The 7,753-nt window shown below is 63.5% G+C and carries 6 protein-coding genes; 1 reads left to right on the plus strand and 5 read right to left on the minus strand.

Annotated elements, in window-relative coordinates:
* Positions 1–2: 2 nt before the first annotated feature.
* The 3 genes from ACT3UA_RS16030 to ACT3UA_RS16040 form a co-directional block, all read right to left on the minus strand.
* Entirely contained in the window at positions 3–1,256 is a 1,254-nt protein-coding gene (locus tag ACT3UA_RS16030) for a DUF6986 family protein (RefSeq protein WP_096282718.1), read from the minus strand.
* Positions 1,253–2,884 carry a malate synthase A gene (gene aceB, locus ACT3UA_RS16035; protein WP_096282720.1) on the minus strand — a complete coding sequence of 544 codons (1,632 nt, stop codon included), beginning with the start codon at positions 2,882–2,884 and terminating at the stop codon, positions 1,253–1,255. The genes ACT3UA_RS16030 and aceB overlap by 4 nt, the downstream gene beginning before the upstream one ends.
* A 78-nt stretch (positions 2,885–2,962) precedes the next feature.
* A complete protein-coding gene (locus tag ACT3UA_RS16040) occupies positions 2,963–4,348 on the minus strand; it encodes an NAD-dependent malic enzyme (protein WP_096282722.1) in 1,386 nt (461 codons plus the stop codon).
* Positions 4,349–4,566: 218 nt separating this feature from the next.
* Between ACT3UA_RS16040 and ACT3UA_RS16045 the strand changes: the two genes are divergently transcribed.
* The gene (locus ACT3UA_RS16045; protein ID WP_096282724.1) at positions 4,567–5,340 is read left to right on the plus strand and encodes an IclR family transcriptional regulator; all 774 of its coding nucleotides are present in this window, start codon (positions 4,567–4,569) and stop codon (positions 5,338–5,340) included.
* Positions 5,341–5,400: 60 nt separating this feature from the next.
* Here the strand turns inward: ACT3UA_RS16045 and ACT3UA_RS16050 are convergent, their stop codons facing one another.
* Together ACT3UA_RS16050 and ACT3UA_RS16055 are read right to left on the minus strand one after the other, a co-directional pair.
* Positions 5,401–7,254, minus strand: a complete 1,854-nt coding sequence (locus ACT3UA_RS16050) for an ABC transporter ATP-binding protein (protein WP_444617311.1) — start codon at positions 7,252–7,254, stop codon at positions 5,401–5,403.
* A 274-nt stretch (positions 7,255–7,528) separates the two neighbouring features.
* A partial coding sequence (locus ACT3UA_RS16055) for a hypothetical protein (protein WP_444617313.1) occupies positions 7,529–7,753 on the minus strand: 225 nt, incomplete at its 5' end.

The following is a 7,753-nucleotide window of genomic DNA, read 5'->3' on the forward strand; positions in this document are numbered from 1 at the left end:
CCTTAGGCGTGGGAGCGGTTCAAGGCGATCGTCTCGAGTTCGGGCAGGGTGATCTGGGCCAGTTCGGTGACCTCGTCGGCGGTGACAGCACCGCAGGCGACCCCGCGGTGGATGTAGCGGGCCAGGGCACGCGCGGTGGCTGGTTCGTCCATGATGGCCGAGTTGATCTGGTGGACGTAGTTGCGCAACCGGGTGCCAGCTGCCTGCAGGCCTTCGCGGAAGAAGGCGAAGGTTGCCAGGTAGCGGGTGACCAGGTGGTTTTCGTGCATATCCCAGCCCTGGTAGATGCCGCGGGACAGGTGGCGGGACACCAGACGGGCGTGCAGCTCCCAGGCGGCTGCAATGTTCTCCGGGTCGCCGGCCGGGATGATGTTGGTGGAGCCGTCGGACAGTTCCACGCCGGTGCCGGCCACGGCTACCTGCATGACGTCCTTGGCGAAGTCTGCCACCGGGTGCTCCATGGACTGGTAGCCGGCGGCCACGCCCAGCGAGGCGGAGTAGTCGTAGGTGCCGTAGTGCAGCGAGGAGACCCGGCCCTTGCCCGAGGCGATCAGCTGGGCTACCGGATGGGTTCCGTTGGCGGCCAGGATGACCTGCGGGGTTTCCACCTGCACCTCGAAACGGATCCGTCCAGCTTCCAGACCATGGACCCGTTCGACCTGCTCGGCAAGGTGCACCATGGCCTCGACCTGCGCCACCGTGGTGACCTTCGGAAGGGTCAGGCGCAGGCCTTCGGGCAGCGGCCCGTTTTCCAGCAGCCGGGTGATGAACAGGTCCAGGGTGCGGATGCCGCGGGCCCGGGTGGGGGCCTCGAAGCATTTGAAGCGGATGCCGATGCAGGCCGGAGCCTTGCCAGCGGATACCGCCGCGGACACCGAGTCGGCGGCAGCGATGACTGCTGCGTCCTCCTCGGCATCCGGGCGGTTGCCGTAGCCGTCCTCGAAATCGAGGCGCAGGTCTTCGATGGGTTCGCTAACCAGTTTCGCGGCGACCAGCTCGCCCAGGCGCTCGGGCTCGGCCAAGTTCAGCTTCGCGGCGAGCTCGGCCAGGCCTGCGGCGTCGCCCGCGGCGGCCAGGGCGTTGGCACCCCAGGCGGCAGGCAGATCCGCGGTGTACTTGTCCCCTGGGACGTACACGGTGTGGATCGGCTGGCGCGCGCCGGAGTCTCCCGGGTAAGAGGTTTCCAGCAGCCGGTCGGTGGCGGCCAGCTTTGCTTCTACGCTGGCTAGCGTGGTCTCATCGAAGGTGCTGCTCATGGCTTGGTCACGTATTCCTTTTCCAATAGTTCGTAGGCACCGGTGGTGAGGAAGTCTGCGAAGTCCTCGTCCTTGCCGCTGGTCAGTTTGGCGATCAGCTCCGCTGCCGGCTGGTAGTAGGCATTGAAGTGCTCTTCATTGCCCACCTCGCCGCGCAGGCGTTCAACTTCTTCGGCAAGAATGCCAGCGACCAGTTCGGCGGTGATGGTGTTGCCGGTGTCGGCCGCGACCACCTTGTTGCGGATCTGCTGCCAGATCTGCGAGCGGGAGATCTCGGCGGTGGCGGCATCTTCCATCAGGTTGTGGATGGCGACCGCGCCGTTGCCCGAAAGCCAGACGGCCACGTAATTCACTGCCACGTAGAGGTTGGCTCGCACCCCGGCTTCGGTGACATCGCCCGGTGCACTGGCCACATCCAGCAGCTGGGCTGCGGTGACCTCTACCTCCGGGCGCTGGCGATCGAGCTGGTTCGGCTTTTCGCCCAGCTTCGCGTCGAAGATTTCCTTGCACAGTTCCACCAGGTCCGGGTGGGCCACCCACGAGCCGTCGAAACCGTCATTGGCCTCGCGGGTCTTGTCCTCGCGGACCTTGTCGAAGGCGGCAGCGGTGACTTCTGGTTCGCGGCGGTTCGGGATGAAGGCTGCCATGCCGCCCATGGCGAAGGCACCACGCTTGTGGCAGGTCTTGACCAGCAGTTCGGTGTAAGCGCGCATCATTGGCGCGGTCATCGAGACCGCGGAGCGGTCAGGCATGATGAACGCTTCGCCGGCTTCACGGAAGGTCTTGATAATCGAGAACAGGTAGTCCCAGCGCCCGGCGTTCAGTCCCGAAACGTGGTCGCGTAGTTCGTAGAGGAATTCTTCCATCTGGAAGGCTGCCGGGATGGTTTCAATGAGCATCGTGGCACGCACGGTACCGTAATCAATGCCGAGCTGTTCCTGAGCGAAGGTGAAGACCTCATTCCACAGGCGCGATTCCAGGTAGTGCTCCATTTTGGGCAGGTAGTAGAACGGGCCTTGGCCGGACTCGGCGAGCACCTTGGCGTTGTGGAAGAAGTGCAGACCGAAGTCCACCAGCGCGCCCACGGCCGGCTTGCCGTCGATGCGCACATTGTTCTCCGGCAGGTGCCAGCCGCGCGGGCGGACAACCACGACAGCACGTGGCGCGTCGGTGCGCAGCGCGTAGGACTTTCCGCTCTTCGCATCGGTGAAGGCCAAGGTGCCGCGGGCGGCGGCCGAGAGGTTGGAAATCGCGTCGATGACGTTGAACCAGCTCGGGGTCGAGGCATCTTCCAGGTCGGCCAACCAGACTTTCGCACCGGAGTTCAGTGCGTTGATGGCCATCTTGGCCGGGGAGGCCGGGCCTGTGATCTCCACGCGGCGGTCGCGCAGCGCCTCAGGGGCTTCGGCGACCTTCCAGTCGCCGGTGCGCACGGATTCTGTTTCCGGATCGAAGTCGATGGACTTGGCGGCGGAGAATTGCTGGCGACGCACGCCGCGTGCGGCCAGCAGCTCGTCGCGGGTGCCGACGAATTTCTGGTGCAGCTTCTCGATGAAGGCCAGTGCTTCGGGCGAGAGGATCTGCTTGGCATCTGCGACGTCGGGGATGGCGGTGATTTCAATACTCATGGATTGCTCCTTGCTTCTTGTGCTCTGTTCCAATGATCGGTGCGTTGACGTGCACCTTGAAGGTCTTGCGCGCGGGGCCTACTTGCCGGCCGCCGCTTCTTGCACCGCTGTAGCGACATCGGCAGCGACCTGTGGGTCGAACACCGACGGGATGATGAATCCGGGGTTGAGCTCTGATGCGCTGACCCGGGCGGCAATGGCATCCGCTGCGGCTAGGAGCATGGCGTCGGTGATCTCGATGACCCCTGCATCCAGCAGCCCGCGGAAGAAACCTGGGAATGCCAGGACGTTGTTGATCTGGTTGGGGAAGTCGCTGCGGCCGGTGGCGACGACCTCCGCATGGCGGCCGGCAATCTCCGGGTCCACCTCGGGATCCGGGTTAGCCATGGCGAACACGATTGCGCGCTCGTTCATGGCGGCAATGTCGTTCTCATCGAGCACATTCGGTGCCGAAACGCCGATGAAGACATCCGCGCCGACCATGGCTTCCTTGAGGGATCCGGTGAAGTTTTCCGGATTGGTGTGCTGCGCCAGCCAGCTGCGATGCGCATCGGCATAGCTTTCGCTGCGGTTGATCGCCCCAGCCCGTCCGCAGGCGATGATGTTCTTCGCCCCGCGGGCCATCAGCAGCTGGATAATCGCGTTGCCGGCGGCGCCCACGCCGGAGAGGACGATGCGCAGGTCGGCGATCTTCTTCTCCACGACCTTCACCGCATTGAGCAGGGCAGCCAGGGTAACGATGGCGGTGCCGTGCTGGTCGTCATGGAAGACCGGGATGTCCAGTTCTTCGCGCAGCCGGGCTTCGATCTCGAAGCAGCGCGGTGCCGCGATGTCCTCGAGATTCACCCCTCCGTAGACCGGGGCCAGAGCCTTGACGATCTTCACGATCTCATCGGTGTCCTGGGTGTCCAGGCAGACCGGCCAGGCATCGACGTCGGCGAACTGCTTGAACAGCGCGGCCTTGCCTTCCATGACCGGCAGGGCGGCGGCTGGGCCGATATTTCCCAGGCCAAGGACGGCTGAACCATCGGTGACCACAGCGATGGTGTTGCGCTTGATGGTCAGGTTGCGTGCATCGGCGGGGTTCTCGGCGATGGCCAAGCACACGCGGGCAACACCAGGGGTGTAGGCGCGGGAGAGGTCATCGCGGTTGCGCAGGGCCACCTTGGGGGTGACCGAGAGCTTTCCGCCCAGGTGCATCAGGAAGGTGCGGTCCGAAATGTTGCGCACGCTCACGCCGTCGAGGTTGTTCAGCGCATCGCGCACGATTTCGCCGTGGGAGACGTCGGTGGTGTTGCAGGAAACGTCGACCACCATGTGGGTGTGGTGCGATTCAGTGACGTCCAAGGCGGTGATGTGGGCGCCGGCCGAGCCAACAGCACTGGCCAGTTCGCTGGTCGCGGTGATCGAAGCTGGCGTCTGTACGCGAAGCGTCAATGAATACCCCGGGCTTGGTGCTGCCATCAGTTCCTCCTGTAAAAAGTTTCCGTATAGTGGATACTATTATCCTCAAAATGAAAATGCAAGAGTGTTTTGTGGTGCGGAGCACGATTTTTTGACGGCTCAATATCGGATCGTGGAAGAAATGGCTGTTTCTGCGCTATTCTTGGGACTAGGATTTCGCATCGTAGAAGAAAAGTGCAGTCCGTTTCCGAAAACCAAGGCCTTTACGAGGAGCAAAGATGACGCAGACTGCCAGCAAGTCCACCACCGGCGGCGTCCAGTCAGTCGAACGTGCTTTTGAGCTCCTGGAAGTCATCGCGCGGGCCGGCGGCGAAGCGGCGCTCAGCGAGCTTGCCGCCGACACTCCTCTGCCGCTGCCGACCATCCACCGGCTGCTGCGCACCCTGGTGGGCGTCGGCTATGTGCGCCAGCTGCCCAACCGCCGCTATTCGCTGGGCCCGCGGCTGATCCGGCTCGGCGAGGTAGCCAACCGCCAGCTGGGCGCCTTGGCCTCCCCTGCCTTGAAGGAACTGGTCGCGAAACTGGGCGAATCGGCGAATATCGCTGTGCTCGATGGCGACATGGTCACCTACATCGCCCAGGTCCAGTCAGCGCATTCGATGCGCATGATTACCGAGGTCGGCCGCCGCGCCATGCTGCACAATTCCGGGGTCGGCAAAGCCGTGCTCTCGGTCCTCGACGACGAGCGCGTGCAGCGCCTGGTCTCGCAGGCCGGCATGCCGCCGAAGACCGCCAACACCATCACCACCCTGGGCAAGCTGTTCACCGATGTCGAGGCCACCCGCGAACGTGGCTACGCCATCGACGAGGAAGAGCAGGAACTGGGCGTGCGCTGCATCGCGGTGCCGGTACCGGGCGCGCCAACGCCCATGGCCATCTCGGTGTCCGGCCCGGTGACCCGAGTTGATGAGGCCTTCACGAAGAGGGCCGTGCCGGTATTGCAGGAAGCCGCCCGTGAACTGGGCCGTCAGCTGGTGGCCGCCGCGGACTGATCCCGCATCCGGCAGTTCCAGCTGGTACCTGATCACCTCCGGAACCTCCGAACCGGCGCGCTACTGCGCGAACTGGGTGGCGTGCAGCTCGCTGTAGCGCCCGCCAAGTGCCAGCAGGTCGCTGTGGGTGCCGCGCTCGACGATGCGCCCGCCCTCCACGACCAGGATCTGGTCGGCGGAGCGGATGGTCGACAGGCGGTGGGCGATGATCAGCGCAGTGCGGTGCTCCAGCGCCTCGCCCAGAGCCGCCTGCACCGCCGCCTCATTCGACGAGTCCAACGCCGCGGTCGCCTCATCCAGGATGACCACCTGGGGCGCCGCCAGCAACAGGCGCGCAATGGTCATGCGCTGGCGTTCGCCGCCCGACAGCCGGTAGCCGCGTTCACCCACTACGGTATCCAGGCCGTCGGGCAGGGACTGGATGACCGGCTTGAGCCGGGCACGTTCCAGCGCTTCCCAAATCTGCTCTTCGGTAGCTTCGGGCCTGGCCAAGGTGAGGTTGGAGCGGATGCTCTCGTGGAACAGGTGGCCATCTTGGGTCACCATGGACACCGTGGACCGCAGCGATCCGAGTTGCAGCTGGCGGATATCCACGCCAGCCAATTCCACGCTGCCCGAATCCACGTCATACAGGCGTGCCAGCAGCGAAGCGATGGTGGACTTACCCGCGCCCGAGGAGCCGACCAGCGCAAAGGTCTGCCCGGCAGGAATCTCGAAATTAATGTCGTGCAGCACTTCTTCGCCCCCGCGGGTATCCAAGACCGCCACTTCTTCCAACGAAGCCAGCGAAACCTTATCCGCACTCGGGTAGGAGAAATTGACCTGGTTGAACTTCACGCTGACCGGGCCGGCGTCCAAGACGCGGGCATTGGGCGCATCGGCAATCAGCGGCTCAAGGTCAAGCACCTCGAAGACGCGGTCAAAGCTGACCAGTGCACTGGTGATTTCCACGCGGGCGTTGGCCAGCGCGGTCAGCGGAGTGTAGAGCCGAGTGAGCAGCATGCCCAGCACCACCACATCGCCGGCGGCCAAATCCCCGCGCACCGCGTACATGCCGCCCAGACCATAGACCAAGGCCAGGGCCAGCGCGGCAACGAGGGTCAGTGCTGCCACGAAGTAGAACTGGCGCATGGCCATCTTCACGCCGATGTCGCGGACCTTGCCCGCACGCAGGGCAAACTGCTCGGACTCGTCCTTGGGGCGGCCGAAGAGCTTGATCAAGGTGGCGCCGGGAGCAGAGAAGCGTTCGGTCATCTGGTTGCCCATGGTTGCATTCAGTTCCGCAGATTCACGACGAAGCAGTGCCACGGACTTGCCGAAGTGGCGGGCTGGAAGCAAGAAGAACGGCAAGAGCACCAGCGCGATGAGCGTGACCTGCCAGGAGGTGCTGAACATGACCGCCGCGGTGAGAATACGCGCCACGGTATTGGACACCAAGCCCGAGAGGGTTCCGGCGAAAGCGGACTGCGCACCGATGACATCGTTGTTCAAGCGGCTGACCAGTGCACCGGTACGGGTTCTGGAAAAGAATGCGACCGGCATCTTCTGCACATGGTCGAAGACCGCGGTACGCAGGTCGTAGATGATTCCCTCGCCCAATCGCGACGAGAACCAGCGGACCACCACGGAAACCACTGAGTCCAGGATCGCGATGACCGCCATGATCAACGCGAGATTGATGATGATCCGAATCCCGGACTGGGCCACGATTTCATCGACTACTCGGCCGGCGAGCACCGGCGTGATGACGGCGAGCACTGCGGCCAGGATGGAGAAGAGCACGAATACCAGCAGGCGTGATTTGTAGCCGGCGGCGAAGCCGAGCACTCGTTTAGGAGTGGTGGAAGCGTAGGCCTTGCCCTTGTCGCCTGACAGTTTCCAAAGGGAATGCCAAGCGGCACTTTCCATGCTCATTCGTTGGTGCTCTCTATCATGCTTGGGAACTCGGTGGGATCCACCTTTGACCATAATCCCAGCAAGCCACCTGCGACTTCTAGGTAGGTTCAGCTTACGTGCGCAAGGTACCCAAGCACAGCGATCTTGCCTAGGGCGCAAAGATCCGATCATCAACCGTTTGTTCGGCGGAATTTCCGGTGCCTCAGGTCATGCCCAGCTGAGGATTCTCAACGGCCTACCCCTTTGACGAACGCCTTGGAAGTACTGCGCTTGCCTCGCTCAGCGTGCAGGATCAGGACTTCACGGCCCACTTGTCGTCAATCATCGCAGCGAAATCGAAGGCCTCATCCAAGACCTCGCGCAGGGTGCGCTGCGGAGAATCAAGCCAGCGTACAAGCGCATGATCGAACAGGGTCAGAGCCAGAAGGGCCGAAGTTTCGGCCAGTCGGTGATTCGCGCAAAAGGGCGAAAGCGCCTGAGCTAGGGACATCTGCTGTTCACGCCGGGATTCCTGCCA

The sequence above is a fragment of the Glutamicibacter sp. 363 genome, from assembly GCF_052379505.1.
Taxonomy (GTDB): domain Bacteria; phylum Actinomycetota; class Actinomycetes; order Actinomycetales; family Micrococcaceae; genus Glutamicibacter.